This is a genomic window from Bradyrhizobium xenonodulans, assembly GCF_027594865.1.
Classification (GTDB): domain Bacteria; phylum Pseudomonadota; class Alphaproteobacteria; order Rhizobiales; family Xanthobacteraceae; genus Bradyrhizobium; species Bradyrhizobium xenonodulans.
This window is the reverse complement of sequence record NZ_CP089391.1, coordinates 5,544,464-5,566,558: the sequence shown is the minus strand read 5'-3', so window position 1 is coordinate 5,566,558 and position 22,095 is coordinate 5,544,464. Positions and strand designations below refer to the sequence as shown.

General features: G+C 63.5%; 21 protein-coding genes. 12 read left to right on the top strand and 9 right to left on the bottom strand.

Features of this window, described 5'->3' with window-relative positions; translation table 11 throughout:
* Positions 1-20 precede the first annotated feature (20 nt).
* Positions 21-956, bottom strand: a complete 936-nt coding sequence (locus I3J27_RS26475; protein WP_370691868.1) for an NAD(P)-dependent oxidoreductase — start codon at positions 954-956, stop codon at positions 21-23.
* Positions 957-1,094: 138 nt separating this feature from the next.
* Here I3J27_RS26475 and I3J27_RS26470 point away from each other — a divergent pair, with 138 nt between their 5' ends.
* From I3J27_RS26470 to I3J27_RS26445, 6 genes are all read left to right on the top strand, one after another.
* Entirely contained in the window at positions 1,095-2,078 is a 984-nt protein-coding gene (locus tag I3J27_RS26470; protein WP_270161831.1) for an ABC transporter substrate-binding protein, read from the top strand.
* 75 nt (positions 2,079-2,153) lie between these two features.
* Positions 2,154-3,848 (top strand): dihydroxy-acid dehydratase, encoded by a 1,695-nt coding sequence (ilvD, locus tag I3J27_RS26465; protein WP_270161830.1) that lies wholly within the window; start codon positions 2,154-2,156, stop codon positions 3,846-3,848.
* A 123-nt stretch (positions 3,849-3,971) separates the two neighbouring features.
* Complete coding sequence (locus tag I3J27_RS26460; RefSeq protein ID WP_270161829.1) at positions 3,972-4,817, top strand: ABC transporter ATP-binding protein; 846 nt, start codon at positions 3,972-3,974, stop codon at positions 4,815-4,817.
* Positions 4,814-5,599, top strand: a complete 786-nt coding sequence (locus I3J27_RS26455; RefSeq protein ID WP_270161828.1) for an ABC transporter permease — start codon at positions 4,814-4,816, stop codon at positions 5,597-5,599. The genes I3J27_RS26460 and I3J27_RS26455 overlap by 4 nt, the downstream gene beginning before the upstream one ends.
* Entirely contained in the window at positions 5,596-6,363 is a 768-nt protein-coding gene (locus tag I3J27_RS26450) for an ABC transporter permease (protein WP_270161827.1), read from the top strand. The genes I3J27_RS26455 and I3J27_RS26450 overlap by 4 nt, the downstream gene beginning before the upstream one ends.
* Positions 6,364-6,400: 37 nt before the next feature.
* Positions 6,401-7,447: a 2,5-dihydroxypyridine 5,6-dioxygenase NicX family protein gene (locus I3J27_RS26445; RefSeq protein ID WP_270161826.1), complete on the top strand. Its 1,047-nt coding sequence runs from the start codon at positions 6,401-6,403 to the stop codon at positions 7,445-7,447.
* Here I3J27_RS26445 and I3J27_RS26440 read toward each other — a convergent pair.
* The 5 genes from I3J27_RS26440 to I3J27_RS26420 are packed head-to-tail and all read right to left on the bottom strand — an operon-like array spanning position 7,444 to position 13,153.
* Entirely contained in the window at positions 7,444-8,436 is a 993-nt protein-coding gene (locus I3J27_RS26440) for a 3-hydroxybutyryl-CoA dehydrogenase (RefSeq protein WP_270161825.1), read from the bottom strand. The genes I3J27_RS26445 and I3J27_RS26440 overlap by 4 nt on opposite strands.
* A gap of 3 nt (positions 8,437-8,439) precedes the next feature.
* Entirely contained in the window at positions 8,440-9,528 is a 1,089-nt protein-coding gene (locus I3J27_RS26435) for an NAD/NADP-dependent octopine/nopaline dehydrogenase family protein (RefSeq protein WP_270161824.1), read from the bottom strand.
* Positions 9,525-11,051 (bottom strand): class I adenylate-forming enzyme family protein, encoded by a 1,527-nt coding sequence (locus I3J27_RS26430; RefSeq protein ID WP_270161823.1) that lies wholly within the window; start codon positions 11,049-11,051, stop codon positions 9,525-9,527. Before I3J27_RS26430 ends, I3J27_RS26435 begins: the two co-directional genes overlap by 4 nt.
* 2 nt (positions 11,052-11,053) lie before the next feature.
* Positions 11,054-12,343: an acyl-CoA dehydrogenase family protein gene (locus I3J27_RS26425; protein WP_270161822.1), complete on the bottom strand. Its 1,290-nt coding sequence runs from the start codon at positions 12,341-12,343 to the stop codon at positions 11,054-11,056.
* A 12-nt stretch (positions 12,344-12,355) separates the two neighbouring features.
* Positions 12,356-13,153, bottom strand: a complete 798-nt coding sequence (locus I3J27_RS26420) for an alpha/beta fold hydrolase (protein WP_270161821.1) — start codon at positions 13,151-13,153, stop codon at positions 12,356-12,358.
* A gap of 214 nt (positions 13,154-13,367) precedes the next feature.
* Here I3J27_RS26420 and I3J27_RS26415 point away from each other — a divergent pair, with 214 nt between their 5' ends.
* The 3 genes from I3J27_RS26415 to I3J27_RS26405 all read left to right on the top strand — a co-directional run bounded on the left by I3J27_RS26415 (position 13,368) and on the right by I3J27_RS26405 (position 16,399).
* Positions 13,368-14,129 carry an SDR family NAD(P)-dependent oxidoreductase gene (locus tag I3J27_RS26415; protein WP_270161820.1) on the top strand — a complete coding sequence of 254 codons (762 nt, stop codon included), beginning with the start codon at positions 13,368-13,370 and terminating at the stop codon, positions 14,127-14,129.
* Positions 14,130-14,172: 43 nt separating this feature from the next.
* Complete coding sequence (locus tag I3J27_RS26410; protein WP_270161819.1) at positions 14,173-15,009, top strand: enoyl-CoA hydratase family protein; 837 nt, start codon at positions 14,173-14,175, stop codon at positions 15,007-15,009.
* Between the two features lie 139 nt (positions 15,010-15,148).
* Positions 15,149-16,399 carry a flavin-dependent oxidoreductase gene (locus I3J27_RS26405; protein WP_270161818.1) on the top strand — a complete coding sequence of 417 codons (1,251 nt, stop codon included), beginning with the start codon at positions 15,149-15,151 and terminating at the stop codon, positions 16,397-16,399.
* 9 nt (positions 16,400-16,408) lie between these two features.
* Here I3J27_RS26405 and I3J27_RS26400 read toward each other — a convergent pair whose 3' ends face one another.
* Positions 16,409-16,867 (bottom strand): cupin domain-containing protein, encoded by a 459-nt coding sequence (locus I3J27_RS26400; protein ID WP_270161817.1) that lies wholly within the window; start codon positions 16,865-16,867, stop codon positions 16,409-16,411.
* A gap of 30 nt (positions 16,868-16,897) precedes the next feature.
* Positions 16,898-18,073: an ABC transporter substrate-binding protein gene (locus tag I3J27_RS26395; protein WP_270161816.1), complete on the bottom strand. Its 1,176-nt coding sequence runs from the start codon at positions 18,071-18,073 to the stop codon at positions 16,898-16,900.
* Between the two features lie 276 nt (positions 18,074-18,349).
* On the opposite strand from I3J27_RS26395, the gene I3J27_RS26390 reads away from it, so the two are divergent.
* The 3 genes from I3J27_RS26390 to I3J27_RS26380 all read left to right on the top strand — a co-directional run bounded on the left by I3J27_RS26390 (position 18,350) and on the right by I3J27_RS26380 (position 21,160).
* Positions 18,350-18,841, top strand: coding sequence for a MarR family winged helix-turn-helix transcriptional regulator (locus I3J27_RS26390; protein ID WP_270161815.1), 492 nt, complete (start codon positions 18,350-18,352; stop codon positions 18,839-18,841).
* A gap of 147 nt (positions 18,842-18,988) precedes the next feature.
* Positions 18,989-20,680: a benzoate-CoA ligase family protein gene (locus I3J27_RS26385; RefSeq protein ID WP_270161814.1), complete on the top strand. Its 1,692-nt coding sequence runs from the start codon at positions 18,989-18,991 to the stop codon at positions 20,678-20,680.
* A 21-nt stretch (positions 20,681-20,701) separates the two neighbouring features.
* Positions 20,702-21,160, top strand: coding sequence for a RidA family protein (locus I3J27_RS26380; protein WP_370691983.1), 459 nt, complete (start codon positions 20,702-20,704; stop codon positions 21,158-21,160).
* 18 nt (positions 21,161-21,178) lie between these two features.
* Here I3J27_RS26380 and I3J27_RS26375 read toward each other — a convergent pair whose 3' ends face one another.
* Complete coding sequence (locus tag I3J27_RS26375; protein ID WP_270172890.1) at positions 21,179-21,907, bottom strand: CBS domain-containing protein; 729 nt, start codon at positions 21,905-21,907, stop codon at positions 21,179-21,181.
* Positions 21,908-22,095 lie beyond the last annotated feature (188 nt).

The window sequence follows — 22,095 nt, the reverse complement described above, 5'->3', positions numbered from 1 at the left end:
TTCAGGTCGCGTTCGACGGCTTAACCCTGTGTTGCTGAAAGCTTGTAGATCTCCAGCGCATCTGCGTCCGGGCCGCGCGCGGCTTTGGCCAGCCTGAAAAGTTGTCCCGCAAGCGATGCCATTGGTACGGGCGTCGACGTCGTCTGTGCGACATCGGCGACCGTATCGAGGTCCTTGAGCATCGTGGCGATGTGACCGAGCGGCGGCGAGTGAATGCCCTGGACCATCCGCGGCACGAACAGCTGGAGTGGAATGGAATCCGCAAAGCCGCCGGCGAGGGCTTCGGGCAATCGGTTGGCGTCAATGCCGGCATTCACCGCAAGGCGCGTTGCTTCCGCAAGCACGGCCATCGCACATCCGACGATCACCTGGTTGCAGAGCTTCGTCGTCTGTCCCGCGCCGGTGGGCCCCATGTGGGTGAGCCTCCGGGCCATCGCCAGGACGTACGGCCGCACCCGCTCGATGTCGGCAGCGTCTCCGCCGGCCATGATGGCAAGCGTGCCTTCCTCGGCGCCCTTGGTGCCGCCGGACACCGGCGCGTCAATCCAGCCAGCGCCGTTCGCTGCTTTCAGTCGCGTTGCGAGGTCGCGCGCAGCGTCGGGATGGATCGACGAGAAGTCGACCACGAGCTTGCCTGCGCCTGGAGCCGCTGCAAGACCTTCGGACCCGAAGATCACGTCTTCGACAGCGGCGGCATCCGTCACGCACATGAAGACGATATCTGAGTCCGCCAACAGGTCACGAGGTTTGGCTGCGTGTTTGGCGCCGACCGCGACGAGCGGGGCTACCTTACCCTCCGAACGATTCCAGACTGCGACCTGATGACCGGCGTCGAGCAAGCGCCGGGTCATCGGCGTTCCCATCAGCCCAAGGCCGAGATAGCCAAGCCTCTCGACGCCTGGCGGGTTTATCTTGCTCGCATCAGCCATAGGTTGCCTCCTTCCGTCGCAGCGCAACGCGGCCTTACCATACATCGTAGGTCGAACCGCGACACCGCCGGGCTCGCATGGCTTGCCTGATTGTTTGAACCATGAAACATTTACGGCGGTCGGGTTGGTGGCGCCGGTCGGCGCTGGAGCAGCGGAGTGGGCACGATGCGAACCGTTTCGAAGTGGATCCTGGCTTTGGGGGCCGCAGCGGCCCTGAGCGCGGGAGCGGGTCCGTCATGGGCCCAGCAGACCATCCGCGTCGGTTGGACGATCCCTGCCGAGGAATCCAAGTACTGGATGATGCGCAGGCCGGCCGAATTCCCCAATATCGGCAAGGCCTACAACATCGAATGGACCCAGTTTCAGGGCACCGCGCCGATGACGCAGGCATTGGCAGCTGGCGCTCTCGATTGCGCGACGCAGGCGCCGTTGTCGCTCGCCAACGGCGTGGTGGGCGGTAATCTCAAGGCTTACATCGTGGCACAGCACGTCTTCGAGAAGCCCGGCGGTTTTTCGGTCTATTGGGCTGTGATGGATGACTCGCCGATCAAGACGATTGCCGATCTCAAGGGCAAGACGGTCGGCATTTCCGTGATCGGGGGCGGCACGCAAGGTCCGTTCAACCTGCTTCTGAAGCAGAACGGCGTCGATCCGGCCAAGGATATCAAGCTGGTTGAGGTCGGCTTTGCCGTCTCCGAAGACGCGTTGCGCCAGGGCCGTGTCGACGCGGTCAACATGAACCAGCCGTTCGCCGCGCGCGCGGAGGCGAAGGGGGGCACCCGCAAGCTGTTCTCGCTATCGCAGGCGATGCCGAATATCGTCCACATCCTGGAAGCCTGCCGTGCCGATTTCGTCGACAAGAACCCCGATGCGGTGAAGGCCTACGTGCGTGACATTACCTCAGGTATGAAGAAAGCGCTGGCTAATCGAGAAGAGACGCTAAAAGTCGTCAATGAAGTTCTGAAGGCGCCTATTCCGGTGCTCGAGACCTATCTGCTCAAGGACAACGATTTCGGCCGCGATCCGGGCGCCGCGCCGAACTTCCCCGCGATCCAGAAGATGCTGGACATCTACGCGGAGACCGGAATGCTGCCGAAGCTGGACGCCGCGCAGTTCAAGCACCCGACGATCGTCGCGCCGTTGGAATAGGCGGCCGGGCGAATCCACCCGAACAAGACGTTCGCGGCGCCCCGCATGGGGACGTTGCATGAAGAAGATGCACTTATGAAGAAGTTGCGATCACGGGTGACGACAGGCGGCCTCGACCGGGCGCCGCACCGAGCCTTCATGCGCGCAATGGGGCTCGATGACGCTGCGATTGCGAGGCCGATGGTGGGCGTCGTCAGCATGAAGGGCGAGCAGACTCCCTGTAACATGACCCACGACTTCCAGGTGGCCGCGGCCAAGACGGGAATCGAGGAGGCCGGCGGCACGCCGCGCGAATTCTCGACCGTGTCGGTGTCCGACGGCATCAGCATGAACCACGAAGGGATGAAGTTCTCCCTGTTTTCGCGCGAGCTGATCGCCGACTCGATCGAGGCCGTTGTCCATGGTCTGGCCTACGATGCGCTGATCGGCTACGGCGGTTGCGACAAGACGCTCCCCGGTGTGATGATGGGCATGGTTCGTTGCAACGTGCCGTCGATTTTCATCTACGGCGGCAGCTCGCTGCCGGGTCGCGTGGACGGGCGGACCCTGACGGTACTCGATTCCTACGAGGCTGTCGGCAGCTTTATGACCGGCGAGATCGACAGCGCGACGCTCGAGCGGATCGAGCGCGCCTGCCTGCCAACCATCGGCGCCTGCGCCGGCCAGTTCACGGCGAATACGATGGGAATGGTGTCGGAGGCGATGGGACTCACTATTCCCAACGTCTCGATGGTGCCGGGTGTCTATGCTGAGCGTGCGCAGATCTCGCGGCGCGCGGGGCGGCTGATCATGGAGATGCTGGAGCGTGACGGGCCGCTGCCGCGCGACATCGTGACGCGGAAATCCCTGGAGAACGGGGCGGCGATCGTTGCTGCGACCGGCGGCTCGACCAATGCCGCGCTGCATCTGCCGGCAATCGCGAACGAGGCCGGTATTGCGTTCACGATCGATGACGTCGGCGAGGTTTTTTCAAGGACCCCGCTGATAGGAAATTTGCGACCCGGCGGAAAATACACGGCCAAGGATGTCTACGATATTGGCGGTGCTGCCGTGGTGATCCGCGAGCTGATCCAGAGCGGTCATGTCGATGGCAGCTGCATCACCATCACGGGTCGCACGCTCGCTGAGGAATATGAGGCGGCCAATGCACCTGATGGCGAGGTCGTCTACGCGTCCCGCGCGCCGATCATGCCCGACGGTGGCGTGGCAGTTCTGAAGGGCAACCTCTGTCCGGACGGTGCGGTCATCAAGGTTGCAGGTTTGAAGAGCCAGTTCTTCGAGGGCATTGCGCGCGTCTTCGAAGATGAGGAAGCTTGTGTCAAAGCCGTTCGGGACCGCAGCTACAAGGCGGGCGAGGTTCTCGTGATCCGCAATGAAGGGCCGGTCGGCGGTCCCGGCATGCGCGAGATGCTCGGCGTCACTGCGCTGATCTACGGGCAGGGCATGGGCGAGAAGGTGGCCCTGATCACGGATGGGCGCTTCTCCGGCGCGACCCGGGGCATGTGTATCGGTTACGTGTCTCCTGAGGCATTTGTCGGCGGTCCGCTGGCGCTCGTTCGCGATGGCGACGCGATTCGGATCGATGCCGCGAACCGGCGGATGGATGTGCTGCTCGACGAGCACGAACTCGCTTCGCGGCGACGCGATTGGAAGCAACGCCCGCCGCGCCATCGTGCAGGTGCGCTCGCAAAGTACGCGCGACTGGTTGGACAGGCGCCGGGCGGAGCTGTCACGCACGAGGGCCCGGCGGAATGGCCGTGGTTCGAATGACGCGCCGCACTCGCGCGAAAACGCCCGCCCCTCTGGCAAGTTTCTTGCTAAGCTCGTGCCGCTGATGGAGGACATTCAGCAGATCGGCTGCGCGACGTTCGCGCGCAAGTGAAGTGAGCTGGGATGACGGTAGCGCCTCCGAGACCGAATGAATGGGTGAGACCGGTGACGTCACAAAAGCCGGCTTCTGCGATCATCGAGATCGACCGCGTCTCGCAGGTTTTCCAGACCTCGGCGCGCAAGGATCATTTGGCGTTATCGGAGATCTCGCTGACGGTCGAGGAAGGAGCCTTCGTCTCCATCCTTGGTCCGTCCGGCTGTGGCAAGTCGACTCTGCTTTACATCGTCGGCGGTTTTGTCAGCCCGACTGGTGGCGCAGCGAAGATGAAAGGACGGGCGATTACGGGCCCAGGGCCGGATCGCGGTCCGGTCTTCCAGGAGTTCGCGTTATTTCCATGGAAGACCGTGCTGGGCAACGTGATGTACGGCCCGCGCCAGCAGGGTGTGCGCACCGCCGAGGCGGAAGTGCAGAGCCGGTCCTTGATCGAGATGGTCGGCCTCAAGGGCTATGAGAACTTCTATCCCAAGGAGCTTTCGGGCGGCATGAAGCAGCGCGTGGCGCTGGCCCGAACGCTCGCCTACCATCCCGAAGTCCTTCTGATGGACGAGCCGTTCGGCGCGCTCGATGCTCACACCCGGACGCGTCTGCAGAACGATCTCCTGAACATTTGGGAACGTGACCGCAAGACGGTGTTGTTCGTCACCCATTCGGTCGACGAAGCTGTCTTCCTCTCGGACAAGGTCGTGATGATGTCGAAATCGCCAGGCCGCATCCGGCAGGTCATCGATATCGATCTGCCGCGGCCGCGCCGGCGCAACGAGCTGCTGCTCGATCCGCGCTACCAGAAATACGTCGTCGACATCGAGCGCATGTTCGACGAGAGCGACGAAGCCGGATCTGCTTCATGATGTCGCCGGCTGCCTTGGTCAGACGCGCGGCGCCGGTGCTGGCTTGTATCGGGCTATTGGCAGTGTGGCAGGTTGCGTCGCTCGCCCTGAAGAACGATAGCTTTCCGACGGCGATCGAGGCGATCCGCGCAATTCCGGACATTCTTGGCGACAAGGAATCCCTGATCAACATCCTCGCCTCGCTCCGCCGCATGGCGATCGGGTTCGGCATAGCCGTGCTCGTTTCGATTCCGCTCGGTCTGTTGATGGGCCGTAGCCGGGCCGTCGCGGCCTTCTTCAATCCGCTCTTGATGGTGATCTACCCGGTGCCGAAGGCGGCCTTGATGCCGATAATCATGTTGTGGCTCGGCGTCGGCGACATCACGAAGACGCTGGTGATCTTTCTCGGCGTCAGCCTGCCCGTGATCTATCACAGCTTTGAAGGCGCCAAGGCGGTCGAAGAGAAGATGCTGTGGTCGGGCGCAGCGATGGGCCTCTCGGCCGTGCAACAGCTGGTGCGGATCGTGCTGCCGGCGGCGCTGCCGGAGATCCTGACCGGGTGCCGTACGGGGCTCGTGCTGGCGCTCATCACGATGATCACCAGCGAGATGATCGCCCGCCAGTCCGGCGCCGGCAACATCCTGTTCAACGCGCTCGACATGGGACAGTACGACACCGTCTTTGCGATGATCATCATCGTAGGCGCGATGGGAATCTGCCTGGACGCGATCTTCGAGCGGGTCCGCGCGCGGCTGGTGCGCTGGTCTGAGCCTCAGTTCGACATGCCGCTGAGCTTCTCATGATGTCGCGCCTTCTCTCAACAAACGTCGTCCTCGGGTTCACGCCGATCGTGCTGGTGATCGGGCTGTGGCAAGGCCTCGTGTCATTCGGCTTCGCGCCCGCGGTCTTGCTGCCGCCGCCGGGATACGTCTTCGGTCGGCTGTTGCAGCAGCTCGTGACATGGACGTTCCAGCAGGAGATCGCGGCGACCCTGATCCGGCTGTTTGCCGGCTTCGCGATTGCGGTGGTGCTCGGTGTCAGCATTGGAATCGCCGCTGCCGCTAGTCCAGCGGTCAACGCTGTGGTTCGGCCGATCGTACGGGTATTGGCGCCGTTGCCAAAAGTCGCGCTGTATCCGGCGCTGTTGCTGCTGCTTGGCTTCGGTCATGGCTCGAAGATCACATTGGTCGCTGCGGACGCACTCTTTCCCATTCTGCTATCCACCTACTACGGCGCATCAACCGTGGAGCAGAAGCTGATCTGGTCGGCCATGGCGGCGGGGACATCGCGCTACGAGATCCTGTTCAAGGTGGTGCTGCCGGCGGCGATGCCGTCGATCCTGACCGGATGCCGGATCGGCCTTGTCATTTCCTGCATCGTCGTGTTTCTGGCTGAAATGATCACCTCGACGGACGGATTGGGCCACGTGCTCGTCACGGCGGCTCGGACCTTTCAGGCCGTCGACATGTTCGTGCCGCTGATCACGATCTCGCTGCTGGGGTTGATCCTGAACGGCCTGTTGGGCGCTGTGCGATCCTATCTCTTGCGGGGCTTCCCCGAAGCGTGAACTGATCAACACGAAACCAGAAGACCGGGAGTGAACCATGCTGGCTGATCGCATCGAGGCAAAATGGATCGAGGCATTCTGCGAGATCTTTGAGCGTTGCGCCGTCAAGGCTGGCGATACCGCCGCGATCCTCTCGGAAACTCAGTCGCGTGCGTTGAATGTTCATCTGGCGGAGCTCGCCCTGTTGCGGATGGGCGCGCGGCCATTTCATGTGGTGATGCCGACGCCGCGCAATCGCAATATCGTGCCGGTTCGCTCGACAGGTGCGAGCGAGGCGATCCAGCGGCTTGGCCCGGTCATCACCGCACTTCAGCAGGCCGGCTTTGTGGTGGATTGCACCATCGAGGGCCTGATGCACGCCGTGGAGACGCCCGAGATCCTGAAGGCCGGTGCGCGCATCCTGGTGATTTCCAACGAGCATCCCGAGGCGCTAGAGCGCATGGTGCCGGATCCCGCGCTCGAGAAGCGCGTTCGCGCGGCGGCAAAGATGCTGCGCGGGACCAAGCGGATGCGTGTCACCTCGAAAGCGGGCACTGCGTTGGACGTCGACATGGTCGGAGCGTCCACGGTCGGGGTGTGGGGCTGGACCGACAAGCCCGGCACGCTGGCGCATTGGCCCGGTGGCATCGTCGTCAGCTTTCCCAAGAGCGGGACGATCAACGGCACGCTGGTGATGGCGCCCGGGGACATCAATTTGACCTTCAAGCGCTACCTGACGTCGCCTGTGATAATGACTTTGAAGGACGACTACGTCGTCGAGCTGGAAGGCGAGGGGACGGATGCCGCGATGATGCGCGCCTATCTCGCGGCCTGGGGCGATCGGGAGGCCTATGCGGTCTCGCATGTCGGCTTCGGCATGAACCCGGCGGCGCGCTACGAGGCGCTGTCGATGTACGATCAGCGCGACACCAACGGCACCGAAATTCGCGCGGTGTCGGGCAATTTCCTGTTCTCGACCGGTGCGAACGAATTCGCCGGCCGCTACACGGCGGGGCATTTCGATCTGCCAATGATGGGAACGACGATCGAGCTCGATGGTGTCGCGGTCGTTCGCGACGGTGTGCTTCAGGACGTCTTCGGCTAGTTACGGTCGAGTACGGGTGGGCGTGCCAGGTCGAAGTGCCGGAGCAGGTCCACCATGGCCTGGAGACGCTTCACGCGATAGGCATCGACATCAAGGCCCGAATAATCGAGGAAGCCTGCGCCTGTACGCAGGCCGATCCGGCCTTCATGCATATTGCGTGAGATGACGTCTGGTGCGCGATAGCGGTCGCTGCCGAGCGCACCCTCGAGATACCGGCTGGCGTAGTACAGGATGTCGCCGCCGCCCCAGTCGATGAATTCGAGCAGCCCGAGCACGGCATAGCGGAAGCCGAAACCGTAGCGGATCGCTTTGTCGATCTCCTCGGCGCTAGCGACACCTTCCTCGACCATGCGTGCGGCTTCGTTCATCGCCAGCGCCTGGATGCGCGGCACGATGAAGCCGGGCGTCGCCGCGCAGACCACCGGCACCTTGCCGATGCCCTCGAGCAGCGCCTTGACTTCGTCGATGATGGCGGGATCGGTGGCTTTGCCGGGCGAGACTTCCACCAGCGGGATCAGATAGGCTGGATTGAGCCAGTGCACATTCAGGAAGCGGCGAGGATTCACAATCGCACCTGAGAGATCGTCGACGAGGATGGTCGACGTCGTCGAGGCAATGATCGTGTCCGGACCGACCTGTTTTGAGGCCGCCTCCAGCACCTCGCGCTTGAGCTCGACGACTTCGGGAACGCCCTCGAAGACCATTCCGGCTTTCGACAGCGCTGCGCCGCTCTGGTTCGCCGGTACCACCGAGACCCGAGCGATGAGCGGGGCGACATCTGCCTCGGTCAGCAACCCCAGCCTCGACAGGCTGGCAAAGGTCTTTCTGACTTCGCCGAGCGCGTCCGCCTCAAGCTTGGTGAAATCTTCTGCGGAACGGGCCTTGATGTCGATCATCGTGACTGTATGGCCCGCATAGGCGAATGCGACGGCGATGCCGCGTCCCATGCGGCCGGCCCCGAGACAGGCAATGTTGGCGCGGTTGGTCATCGGTCAAAATCCCGTGCGAAGAAGTGTGAGCAGTTCGGCCTTGCCGAGCTTGCCAAGTCCGAGCGTTTCGAGCGTCCGCCCACCTCGTGCAAAATCCTCCCCGCAGACGGCGCCACCAATGGCCAGGAATGCTCTTGCCAGCGGCGTGGGTACACCCGCCAGGGCGGCGACGGAGACGAGCAGCGATAGCCCAAGCCGCAAATCTTCCCTCATGTAGCGGTGCTCGGTCAGCGCGATCCGCTCGCGCCAGTCGCCTGAATCGGTCAACCGGTCATGCGAGCCACGGCCATACATCCAGATCTCACCTTCCTTCGCGTAGTGGTGAGCGAGCGGAAAATGTGGCGCGCCGTATCCAAGCGCCTCGCGCACCGCGATCCGCTCGGCGTCAAGCGCGTCGGTGACCCGCCTGATCGCGGCCTGCGTGCCTTCCTTGTGGATGTCCCATCGCTCAAAGTGCTCGATCGGGCCGGCGTTCATCACGATCAGCGGCGGATGGATGATCGGGCCTGCGTTCATCAGCGAGCCGGACAGAGCATCTCCGCACGGTTCGATCACGCCGGGGAAAGCCCGTCCAATCACCTCGAGTGCGTGCGGCGCCCGATCGAGCGGAAACACGCCGACCGGCAGCCGCTTGGCACGGATGGTGATCGCGACTTCGAACGGCCCATGTTTGCGGGTGAGCCAGGGCAGCGTGCCGGTTTCGGCAAAGCTGGCCTGAGCACGGTTGCCTGCGTCGTGCGCGGCTTGCGCGAAGATCATCGAGCCAAATGTCGCCGGCGGCAGAAATACGACCTGACCGTCCCGCAAATGCGGGGCGAGCAGGCGGGCAATGTCCGGCTGTGCGAAGGCTGGGGCTGGGCCCAGGATCAGCTCCGTGCCGTTGACCGCTTCGGCGATGTCGGTCGTGACCAGCGCGAGCTCCACGTCGTGAGCGCCATTATGATCCTTGACCAGGATGCGCGAGCCGGCAGAGCGATGGGCTGCAACGTGGTCTGCGTCGCGGCGCCAGAGCCGGACCTCATGTCCCGACAGCGCAAAATCGCCGGCGGCCGCAAAAGAGCCGTTTCCTCCACCCAGAACCGCAATCTTCAAGATGCCTCTCCCTGCGCGCGTGACTGAGCGTCAACCTGCTTCAGCAGGAAATGCTGGACCTTGCCCAGCGCGGTGCGCGGCAGGTCGGTGACGAAGACGATGTCGCGCGGAACCTTGTAGCGGGCGAGCTGTGTCTGAGCATGCGCTCTCAGTTCCGCCGCTTCCAGCCGGCTGTCCGATCGGCGGATAACATAGGCGATCGGCACCTCGTCCCAGCGCGGGTCCGAGCGGCCGATCACGGCGCATTCGCTGACATCGGGATGTTCGAGCAGGACGCGCTCGACCTCTGCTGGGTAGATATTCTCTCCGCCGGAAATGATCATGTTCTTCTTGCGGTCGCGCACCCAGAAATAGCCGTCGGCGTCGCACAGGCCGATATCGCCGGTGCGATACCAGCCGTCGTGCAGCGCCTCGCGCGTGGCGTCCGCATTGCCCCAATATTCAAAGAACACGTTGGGGCCGCGCACCGCGATCTCCCCCGGCGTGCCCGGCGAGGCCTCGTTGCCAGCCTGATCGATCACTTTGGCTTCGCAGCACAGGCCGGCAAGTCCCGTCGATCCCGCGCGCGATAGATCGCCGCCAAGCCGGGTGTAGATTGCGATGGGGCAGGTTTCCGTCGAGCCGTAGACCTGAAGCACGGGCACGCCGCGGGCGACAAAGCGGTCGATCAGGTGCGGCGGCACGATGGTCGAGCCGGTGGCGACTGCTTTCAGCGACGAGAGATCGGCGGCGTCCCAGGCGGGATGCTCGCTCACGGCCTGGATGATCGTCGGCACCATCACTGTCAGTGTCGGCTGCTCCCGCTCGATGGCCGCAAGTGCGGTATCCGGCGCAAAGCGGGCATGGATCGTGACGGTCGCGCCAAGCTGGAGCGCTGGCGTGGTCTGGATGTTGAGGCCGCCGACATGGAAGAACGGCAGCACCGTCAGAACATGATCGTCGGACGTCATGTTGTGCATGTGCTGGCTCATGACGCCGTTCCAGAACAGGGCCTCCTGGCGGAGCACGGCGCCTTTGGGCCGTCCGGTCGTTCCGGAGGTGTAGACGATCAACAGCGGGCAGGAGAGATCGGTGTGCGGGTTGCTCCCGTTGCCTTCGCTGCGAGCCAGCAGGCTTTCGAAGGCCGTGCCGCACGGCGGCTCGAAATCGAAGCCGACCACCGCAGTCCCCGGCGCAAGTTCGGGAAGCACGCTTTCGAACGCCTGCTCGAGCACCAGCACCTTGGCGCCCGCGTCGGCGAGAATGAAGAGCTGCTCGGCGATGGCCAGCCGCCAGTTCAGCGGCACCAGCATCGCGCCGAGCCGCGCGCATGCGTAGAGCAGGACGAGGAAATCCGGCCGGTTCAGGCTCAGAATTGCGACGCGGTCGCCGCGGCCGACGCCGAGCTCCTGCTTCAACGCGATCGCCGCCTGCTCGATCCGTGTCGCAAATGCGGCATAGCTCAGCCGCTCCCCTTCAAAGGCAATGGCTGTCTTGTCTGGCGAGAACGCCGCGTTGCGATCGATCAGACTACAGAGGTCCACCGTTAGTCATCCGTTTCGCCGGCCTCGTACAGCGCCTCGCGCCCGATCCGGTCGAGGCAAAGCTCGGCCGTCCAGGGCAGCATCAGCGAGCCGCAGCGGCTGTCGCGATAGATCCGCTCCAGCGGCAGCGACCGGAGCATGGCCTGACCACCGCAGGTGCGGATCGCGAGGGCCGCGAGCTCATTGGCGCCTTCCATCACCGAATATTGCGCCGCATAGGCGCGCAGCACCTGCTCCTTGCTCGGATTGGCGCAGGCTTCGGTGACGGCCTGGAACCAGATCGTCTTGATCTGCTCGAGCTTGATCTGCATCTGCGCGACCGCAATCTGCTTGGTCGGGTACATCCGGCGCTTGACCGGCGGCATGCCCGGCACTTCGCCGCGCAAGTACCGCACGGTGAAATCGTAGGACGCTTGCGCGAGGCCCATATAGGTCGGCGACAGCGTCAGGAACATGTGCGGCCAGCGCATCGCGGCCTGGAAATAGACGCCGCGCGGCATCAGCGCAGAATCCTCCGGCACGAACACGTCCTTGAATAACAGCGTCCGCGAGACCGTTCCGCGCATGCCGAGCGGATCCCAGTCGCCGACGACCGAGACGCCTTCCGATTTCGCGGAGATGGCGAGGTAAAGCGTGTTCCGACGCGAAGCCTTCTCGCCTTCTTCAATCTCGGTGCAAAGCACGCCGTAATAGTCGGCGTGGCCGGAGAGCGATGCAAAAATCTTTTTGCCGTTGACGATCCAGCCGCCCTTCACGGGCTTTGCCTCCGTCCCGAACGCGACGCCGCCTGCGGCCGCAGCGCCGCCCTCGGAGAAGGGTTGCGAGTAGATCGCGCCGTCCTCGACGATGCGCTTGTAATGAACCGCGCGCCGCCGCTCGTGCTCGGCGCGGGTCTCCGCGTCCATGTCGAGATCGTCGGCCAGCGGACCTGACCACAGGGTCGAGCAGACGTGCATGTTCCAGGTGAGCGCGGTCGCGCCGCAATAGCGGCCGATCTCGGCCGCCGCCAAGGCATAAGTCTGGTAGTTCGCGCCGAGGCCGCCGTGCTTCTTCGGCACGGCAATGCCGAGCAGGCCGACTCGATGCAGGTCGCGATAATTCTCGGTCGGGAAGGTCGCCTCGCGATCGTAAGTGGCGGCGCGACCTGCAAATACGCTCTGGCCGATCTCGCGGGCGCGCGCGATGATGCCGGCCTGCTCGTCGCTCAGGCGGAATGCGACGGGATCGAAGATCGGCGTATCCAGCACCACCTTGTCGGTCGTGCCGATCGTCTTGCTGACTTGCATGATCATTGCGCAGTCACCTTACGCTTTGGTCGCAAGAGAGTTCAGGAACCGGCCGAGGGCCTCGTTGAAGGCATCGGGACGTTCAAGGTTGGCGAGATGGCCGACGCCGGCGAGCTCGACATAGTCGGCCGCAGCAATGTAGGTCGCCGTCTTCGCCATCATCGGCGCAGGCGCGTTGTTGTCCCTGGAGCCCGACAGCAGCAGTGTCGGGACGGAAATATCCTTGAGTGCGCTGCGCTGATCGAACCCGATGAGAGCCAGCATCATGGCGCGATAGCTTGCCTCCGGCACGCTTGCCATGCATTCGCGTGCAAGCTCCATTCCCTTCGGATCCGGATCGTCGCCGACCAGTTCCGTCACCAGCGAGGGCGCCAGCGACTTCATTGTCTCACCGCGATCGAGTGGCCCGAGCCGCGCCGCGATGAACGATTTCTGCCAGTCGCCGTCAGCCTTGCCGAAGGCCGGGCTGGTCTGCGCCAGCACCACCGCGCGCGCCAGCTTTGGGAACTGCACCAGCCATTTCTGGACGATCATGCCGCCGATCGAATGGCCAACCAGAATGGGCCTGCTTGCACCGATCTGCTCGATGAATTGCTGGAGTGCCTCTGCCAGGGCAGTGATGCTGACGCTGGCGAGCGGCGCCGATCCGCCGTAGCCCGGCATGTCCCACGCAATCGCGCGGAACTGGTTGCCGAACGTGGCGAGTTGCTGTCGCCAGGCCCGCGCCGCGCCGCCGATGCCATGCAGGAAAATCAGGGGTATCGCGCTCGGGTCGCCTGCGGCTTCATAGGCGAAGCGGCCGTCCGTTGTTATCATTGGCGCAGGCTGCGGCACGCGACATCCTTTTGCTTGGCCCTTTGATGCTAACAGGCCTGCGGGGGATGGGAAGCGATAATTTTATACTTAAAGCAATTTTCGGGCCGGTCCTCGGCGTGCAGCCATTCGCAATGCTGTGCCCCCTTTGTTTGCAAAAGTTTGAAGGTTAAAATATATCGAGAGAGCGATCAGCAGAACGCAAGGGAGCCAGCGCATGTCCGGATTGCCGCATTCGCCACACGCGCTCGTGACCGGCGGCGGCCGCGGCATCGGCCGCGCCATCGCAGCAGCTCTCGTCGAGGCAGGTGCAACGGTGACCGTCCTTGGCCGGAACGCCGCGATTCTCCAAGAGGCCGTCAGTGCAGGAGCCGCGCATTTTGTTGCCGTCGCCGACGTCTCGGACGAGGCCGGTCTAAAGGCCACGATCGCTGAAGCTCATGCACGAAAACCGATCGATATCTTGATCGCCAATGCAGGCAGCGCCGAATCCGCGCCGTTCTCGAAATCCGATAGCGCCCTGTTCACACGCATGATGGACGTCAATTTCATGGGCGTGGTTCATGCCATCGGCGGCGTGCTGCCGGGAATGAAGGATCGACCCTATGGCCGCATCGTTGCGATCGCATCGACGGCCGGGCTCAAGGGTTATGCTTATGTCAGCGCCTATGCGGCTGCCAAGCATGCCGTGGTCGGTCTCGTGCGTTCGCTCGCTCTGGAGATGGCCGGAAGCAACGTGACGGTGAATGCGGTGTGTCCGGGCTTCACCGACACCGATCTGGTCGCAGGCAGCATCGAAAACATCATGAAGAAGACCGGCCGAAGCCGGGAGCAGGCGATCGCCGAGCTGGCAAAGCACAATCCGCAGGGACGACTGATCACGCCCCAGGAAGTGGCGGACACCGTGCTCTGGTTATGCGGTGAGGGCGCCGGCGCGATCACCGGGCAGGCGATTGCCGTGGCCGGTGGCGAGATCTAGCGTGTGTAGCGCAGGCGCGGAACAAGCAATTTAAGGAGATCGCATGAGCAGACCAGCCAATCCCGTGACCGTGCCGCTCGCAGATTACTCGCCGCAGCATTTTCTGCTGGCCGTGGTCGACGGTGTTGCCACCGTGACGCTCAACCGTCCTGAGCGGAAGAATCCGCTGACCTTCGAGAGCTACCGCGAGCTGACCGACTTCTTCCGCGCCTGCGCTTTCGATGATGCAGTCAAATCCATCGTCGTCACGGGCGCCGGCGGAAATTTTTCGTCCGGTGGCGATGTGTTCGAGATCATCGGCCCGCTCGTGAAGATGAACACCAAGGGGCTGACCGCCTTCACGCGGATGACCGGCGATCTCGTCAAGGCGATGCGAGCCTGCCCGCAGCCGATCGTGGCCGCGGTCGAGGGCATCTGCGCCGGCGCCGGCGCGATCATCGCCATGGCATCTGACATGCGGCTTGCCGCGAGCGGCGCCAAGGTGGCGTTCCTGTTCAATAAGGTCGGCCTTGGCGGCTGCGACATGGGCGCCTGCGCGATCCTGCCGCGGATCATCGGGCAATCCCGCGCCTCGGAGCTGCTCTTTACCGGCCGGTTCATGACCGCGGAGGAGGGCGAGCGCTGGGGTTTCTTCAGCCGCATCGTCACGCCGGAACAGGTGCTGCCTCAGGCGCAGCTCCTGGCCAAACAGGTCGCGGAAGGGCCGACCTTCGGCAACACCATGACCAAGCGGATGCTGGCGATGGAATGGGCGATGTCGGTGGAGGAAGCCATCGAAGCTGAGGCGGTTGCTCAAGCCCTCTGCATGACCACAGCGGATTTCGAGCGGGCTTTCGAGGCCTTTGCCAACAAGGTCAAGCCGGTCTTCCGGGGCGACTGAACCCCGGCTTTGCGCCCGATTAAGGCTAAGCCCAAGACCCGGGCCGAGCTCAAGGCGGAGGCGACAAAGCCGCTTGCGGCGGAGTGACCGCCCGTGCGACGTTAACCCCGTTGCCTGTGTATTGAGTGGAGTTGAGGCGATGAAGGCGATTATCGTCGGTGGCGGTATCGGTGGTCTCACCACGGCGTTGATGCTGCGCTCGCGCGGCCTGGCTTGCGAGATCTTCGAGCAGGCCGACACCATTCGCGAGCTTGGCGTCGGCATCAACACGTTGCCGCATGCGATGCGCGAGCTTGCCGGCCTCGGCCTGCTCCAGAAGCTCGACGACGTCGCGATCCGCACCGATCAGCTCTATTACCTCAACCGCCATGGCCAGGAAGTCTGGCGCGAAGCCCGGGGCATCGACGCCGGCCACGATGTGCCGCAATTCTCGATTCACCGTGGCCGCCTTCAGGGCGTCATTCATCGCGCCGTCGAGGAGCGGCTCGGGCACGAGGCAATCCGCACCGGCTGCCGGCTCGGCGCTTTCACGCAGGACGAGGGCGGTGTCACCGCTTACTTCTTCGACCGTGCCGGCGCGCATATCCACACCGCGCGCGGCGATATCTTGATCGGCGCTGACGGCATCCATTCACGCGTTCGCGACACGCTGTTCCCGAGCGAGGGGCCGCCGTGCTGGAACGGCCTGATGTTGTGGCGCGGTGCGCGCGACTGGCCGCTGTTCCTCACGGGCAAGTCGATGATCGTTGCCGGCGGCCTCAATGCCAAGGTGGTGATCTATCCGATCGCGGAGGGATCGAGCCCGGCGAGCCGTCTCACCAATTGGGCGGTGCTGGTGAAGGTCGGCGAGGGCAACGCCCCGCCGCCGCGGAAGGAAGACTGGTCGCGGCCCGGCCGTCGTGAGGATCTGATGCCGCACGTTGCGCGCTTCTCGGTGCCCTACATCGACGTCAAGAGCCTGATCTCGGCAACGCCCGAATTCTACGAATATCCGACCTGCGACCGCGATCCCTTGCCGTACTGGTCGTCCGGGCGCGTCACGCTGCTCGGTGATGCCGCCCATCCCATGTATCCTGTCGGATCCAATGGCGCCTCGCAGGCCATCCTCGATGCGCGCTGTCTTGCCGACGCGCTGGTGCGCGCCGAGCATCCGCGCCAGGCGCTGCTTGAATACGAGAAGAAGCGCCTGCCGATGACTGCGGACATCGTCCGCTCCAACCGCCGCGGCGGCCCCGAGGGTGTCATCGACGCCGTCGAGCAGCTCGCGCCCGATGGCTTCGACAATATCGACAATGTGCTGAGCTATTCTCAGCGCGAGGCGATCGTGCGCGGCTATGCCACCAAGGCAGGCTTCGCCGCAGTGCCGGGACTTGCGGCTGTGCGCGCTTAAGACCTGCAGCTAGCCGGCGCCGGGAGGCGGCGGCAGAAAGTGGATGTTGAACTCGGCGGCCATCGCCACCACGTCCTCCGGCTTCTGTTCCTTCATGTTGTGAAGGCCCCAGAACAGGTCGAACAACTTGCGGCTCGGCGAGACCCAGAACAACACTTTTGCGGTCTGCTCCGACTTGTTGAAGATGCCGTGCGGCACGCCCATGCCGAGCCGGATCAGATCGCCCGCGGTCGCTTGCGCTTCCGAATTGCCGAGCATGAAGTCGAGCTTGCCCTCCAGCATGTAGAGATACTCATCCTGGTCGGGATGGATGTGCGGCGGCACGAAGGTGCCCGGCGGCAACGTCGCGTGCCAGGAGAAGCTGTGCTCGGTGTTGCTCTTCGGCACATAAGTTTGGCCGAGAATGTTCCAGGAAATGCCCTGAATCCCCTCATTGGCCCGCGTGATGCCGGTGATTTCGCTGCTCATTGAAGTCCTCCCTTAAACGCGACAGGCGGCTTAGTTCGCCGCTTTGCAGTCCTTGGCGTAGCGGTCGCCGTAATTCTCGAAGACTTTCTGGACGATTTCGGTCTGGAATTTGCCGTCCGGACGCTTGGCGACCTTGGTCAGATAAAAATCCTGGATTGGATAGCCGTTGGTGTTGAACTTGAAGGCGCCGCGAAGCGAGGTGAAGTCGGCCTTCTTCAGTGCGGTCCCGACTGCATCCTTGATCGAGAGGTCGCCCTTCACGGCCTTGACCGCGCTGTCGATCAACATGGCAGCGTCATACGCCTGGAAGGCGTAGGTGCCGGGCACGACATTGTAGGCGGCCTCATAGGCCGCGACGAACTTCTTGTTCTGGGGATTGTCGAGATTGGGCGCCCAGTTCGCGCCGCCGAACATGCCGACCGCCGCATCCTGCTGCGCCGGCAGCGTCGATTCGTCCACCGTGAAAGCCGAGAGCACCGGAATGCTGTCGGCAAGGCCGGCCTGCCGGTACTGCTTGACGAGATTGACACCGAGGCCGCCCGGCATGAACGTGAACAGAGCATCCGGCTTCTGTGACGAGATCTTGGACAGCTCCGGCTGGAAGTCCAGCGTGTTGAGCGGCATGTAGGATTCCTCGACGATCTCGCCCTTGTAGTCGAGCTTGAATCCCGCCACCGAATCCTTGCCGGCCTGATAGTTCGGCACCATCAGGTACATGCGCTTGTAGCCGCGATCCTGCGCGACCTTGCCGAGGATCTCGTGCACCTGGTCGTTCTGGTACGAGGTCACATAGAAGAACGGGTTGCAGTCCTTGCCGGCAAAGGTCGACGGGCCGGCATTTGGGCTGATCAGAAAGGTCTTCGACTCCGTGACGGGCCGGTGGATGGCCTGGAGGATGTTGGAGAAGATCGGACCGACGACGAAGTCGACCTTGTCACGCTCCAGAAGGCCCTTGACCTTGGTGACCGCGGCATCCGGCTTCAGTTCGTCATCCGCAACGATCACTTCGACATCGCGGCCGCCCATCTTGCCGCCAAGGTCCTTCACTGCGAGCGCAAAACCGTCGCGGACCTGCTGGCCAAGTGCGGCGGCGGGTCCCGACAGGGTCACGATCACGCCCAGCTTGATTTTCTCCTGGGCGAGGGCAGGGCTCACCGCGGTGCCGAGCAGCAACGCGGCTGCGGCCATCGTCATTTGCGTCTTCATGATCTGTCCTCGTGCCGATCGGGCCTGCGCTGCAAGCCACGTACTCCAATTCAAGCTTATGCCGATGATGGCTGCCGCGGCAAGCAAAGCTCAAGCGTCGCCATCCTGCGGACAGCCGCGCATGCAAGCGGCACGCCAATTATTTGAAGCCTAAAGAAATTCGCCTGCGGTCGATTGTTGCAGCTTTGGGCTTGCGGCCGGCACGGATTTATTTGAAGCTCAAAACGTTGGGGAATCCGTGCCGGCGCCAATGCCGGCCGTGAGTGGCTGCATCGAATGCTCGATTCCGAGACCAAGGCCGTCGAAACTCCGGAGGACCACGCCGAAGAGCTTCGGCTGTGGCTGCGCCTGCTCACCTGCACGACCTTGATCGAAGGTGAAGTCCGCGGCCGTCTGCGGCAGCGCTTCGACGTCACGTTACCCCGGTTCGACCTGATGGCCCAGCTCGACAAGGCGCCCGACGGCATGACGCTGTCCGACGTCTCCAAACGCATGATGGTGTCGAACGGCAACGTCACCGGCCTCGTCGAGCGGCTGGTGGAATCGGGCCATCTGGACCGACGCACCTCGGAGACAGACCGCCGCGTCCAGGTGATCCGGCTTACGAAGGTTGGTCGCGCCGAGTTCCGGAAGATGGCTGCGGAGCACGAGACCTGGATTGCCGATCTCTTCGCCGATTTGACGCCGAAGGACGTGCGCGAATTGATGCGGCTGCTCGCCAAGACCAAGGCGTCGGCGCAGAAATCGGCCGGCCGCCGCCGGGCCTAGGCCCGCGGGCGACGCGCCTGCCAATCCCATTTGCCGCAGGAAAATGCATTGGATGCCCAAAATCCGCTATTGCGCCAAATTGTTTTAAGCCTAAAATGTTTCTCAGATCGTGCTGCCGGGTGCAATCCATGCTGAAAGGAGCGTGCGATGGCCAACGCCGCCAAGGTTCAAGTGACGGACTCGCATGACGGCAACGTCGCGACTGCCCATGTCGATACATTCGCGCGGCAGCATCTGCCGCCGCGTGAGCTCTGGCCCGAATTCATCTTCACGCGGCCGGAGCTGCACTATCCGCCGCGACTGAACTGCGTCAGCTATTTCCTCGACCGCTGGGTCGAGCAGGGCCACGGCGACGCGTCCTGCGTCATCAGCCCGGCCGTCAGCTACACCTATCGCGAGCTGCAAGCGCTGGTGAACCGCATCGCCAATGTGCTGGTCGGCAAGCTGGGTCTCGTGACCGGCGGACGCGTGCTGCTGCGCTCGGCCAACAACCCCATGATGGTGGCGACCTATCTGGCGGTGATCAAGGCCGGCGGCATTGTCGTCGCGACCATGCCGCTCTTGCGTGCCAAGGAGCTGTCCTATCCGATCCAGAAGGCGGAGATCACGCTCGCGCTTTGCGACGGAAAGCTCTCCGAAGAGATGGAGAAGGCGAAGGCGGCAGCGCCCGGTCTCAAGCACGTGGTCTATTGGGGCAACGGCGCGGCGGACTCGCTCGAGGCATTGATTGCAGATGCGAGCCCGGAGTTTGGGGCGGTCGATACCGCTTCCGATGACGTCTGTTTGATCGCCTTCACCTCGGGCACGACCGGCGATCCCAAGGGCACGATGCATTTCCACCGGGACATGCTGGCGGTCTGCGACGGCTATGCGCGCAACATCCTGCGGGCCGGGCAGAACGACCGCTTCGTCGGCTCGGCACCGCTGGCCTTCACCTTCGGCTTCGGCGGCGTACTGTTTCCGATGCACATCGGCGCCTCCTTCGTCGTGCTGGAGAAGACGACGCCGGACGATATCCTGTCGGCGATCGAGCAATACAAGACCACGGTCTGCTTCACGGCGCCGACCGCGTACCGTGCGATGATCGGCAAGCTCGCAGGCCGCGACATCTCCTCGCTTCGCAAATGCGTCTCCGCCGGAGAGACCCTTCCCAAGCCGACATTCGACGCCTGGCTCAAGGCCACCGGCATCAAGCTGATGGACGGCATCGGTTCGACCGAGCTGCTGCATATCTTCATCAGCGCGACGGAAGACGAGATCCGTCCCGGTGCGACGGGTAAGCCCGTGCCGGGCTATGAGGCCAAGATCGTCGACGACGACGGCGATGATCTGCCGCCGGGCACGATGGGTAAGCTCGCTGTGCGCGGTCCGACTGGTTGCCGCTATCTCGCCGACGAGCGGCAGCGCAAATATGTCCAGAACGGCTGGAACATCACCGGCGATACCTATCTGATGGATAGCGACGGCTATTTCTGGTACCAGTCGCGTTCCGACGACATGATCGTGTCGGCGGGTTACAATATCGCGGGTACGGATGTGGAGGCGGCGCTGCTCACGCATCCGTCCGTCGCCGAGTGCGGCGTGGTCGGTGCGCCGGACGAGGCGCGCGGGATGATCGTGAAGGCCTATGTCATCGCCGCACCTGGCGTGACGCCTGATGCGCAGCTCGTGGCCGAGTTGCAGGAACACGTCAAACGCGAGATAGCACCTTACAAATATCCGCGCGCAATCGAGTTCGTGACGCAATTGCCGAAGACCGAGACCGGCAAGCTGAAGCGCTTTGCCCTGCGGCAACTGGCGCAGGCCGCAGTGACGTCTTCGGGCGTCGCGGCGGAATGAGAGAAGGATAGAGAATTGTCCGTGACGACGCCGAAAGGCCCGCAGCTTGCAGTGCTGCCGACCGCAGCCGAGGACGAAACCCAGCTCGGGGTGCAAGTGCTCCAGCCGTCGGGTTGGCCGGTGCCGAAGGGCTATGCCAACGGGATGGCCGCCGAGGGGCGGATCGTCGTCACCGGTGGCGTGATCGGCTGGGATTCCGAGGAGCGTCTCGCGGATGGTTTTGTGGCGCAGGTGCGCCAGACCCTGAGCAACATCGCGGCTATTATCGCGGAGGCCGGTGCCCGGCCCGAGCACCTCGTGCGCCTGACCTGGTACGTCGTCGATATGGACGAATACCTGGCGAACCTGAGGGAGCTGGGAAAGGTCTACCGCGCCATCTTCGGTGCGCACTATCCCGCGATGGCGCTGGTTCAGGTCGTTCGGCTCGTGGAGAAGGCGGCACGCGTCGAAATCGAGGCCACCGCCGTCATTCCCCGCTAAGCCGGGTTCCGCTCGCGCTCAGCTCGCTTTGGCGAGTTCATCGTCCTCGGGCGAGTTCAGATAGACGCCGGACATGGTGTCGACCCAGCACAGATGGTCGTGCACCTTCTTCACGCCTTCGACGTTCTCGGCTGCGACGACCGCGGCTTGCCGCGCCCGTTCTTCGGTGATGACACCGCTGAGATGTACGATGCCGTCGCGGACGATGACGTTCAGCCCGAACGGGCACCAGTCGTTCTTCTCCATGGTGTCGATGATGCGGCTGCGAATGTGATCGTCGTCGGCGGTCGGATCCGGCACCTCGCGGGCGAGCCCAGCCACCGCCTGCAGCAGATTGGCACGGGACACGATGCCGACGACCTTGTCGCCGCGCACCACCGGCAGGCGCTTCACATTGTTCCGTTCCATGAGATCGACGATCTCGGCAAGCGCCGTGTCCTCGGTGATCGTCACGACCGAGGCGGTCATCACTTCCGAAACCTTGCGGCCATGCTCGTGCACGAAATCGTTGGCGGACCTGCCGGGCCCGAGGATGAACCGCAACCAGCGTCCGCGCTCGCGCCCGGTGCCGATTTCGCTGCGGCGGATGAAGTCGCCTTCCGAGACGACGCCGACCAGCTTGCCGGCATCATTCACCACTGTGAGGCCGCTGACGTGCCGTTTCAGCATGATGTTCGCCGCCTCGACGATGCTGGTGTCGGGGGTGACCGAGATGACCGACCGGGTCATGATCTGGTGGGCGCGCATGGAAAACTCCGCTGGCTTGTCGCATTTCGTTGCGCAAAACCTAGCGTGAGCGCCGAGGTGCAGCTTGACCCAGGTCAAGCGGACAAAGTCGGCTGTTGCCGGCCAAGCAATTGTGATCCGTGCCTGGATTTGATGCAGCTCAACGCGTAGCCGAAGCGTCGCCATATGCTGCGATCGACGTAAACAGC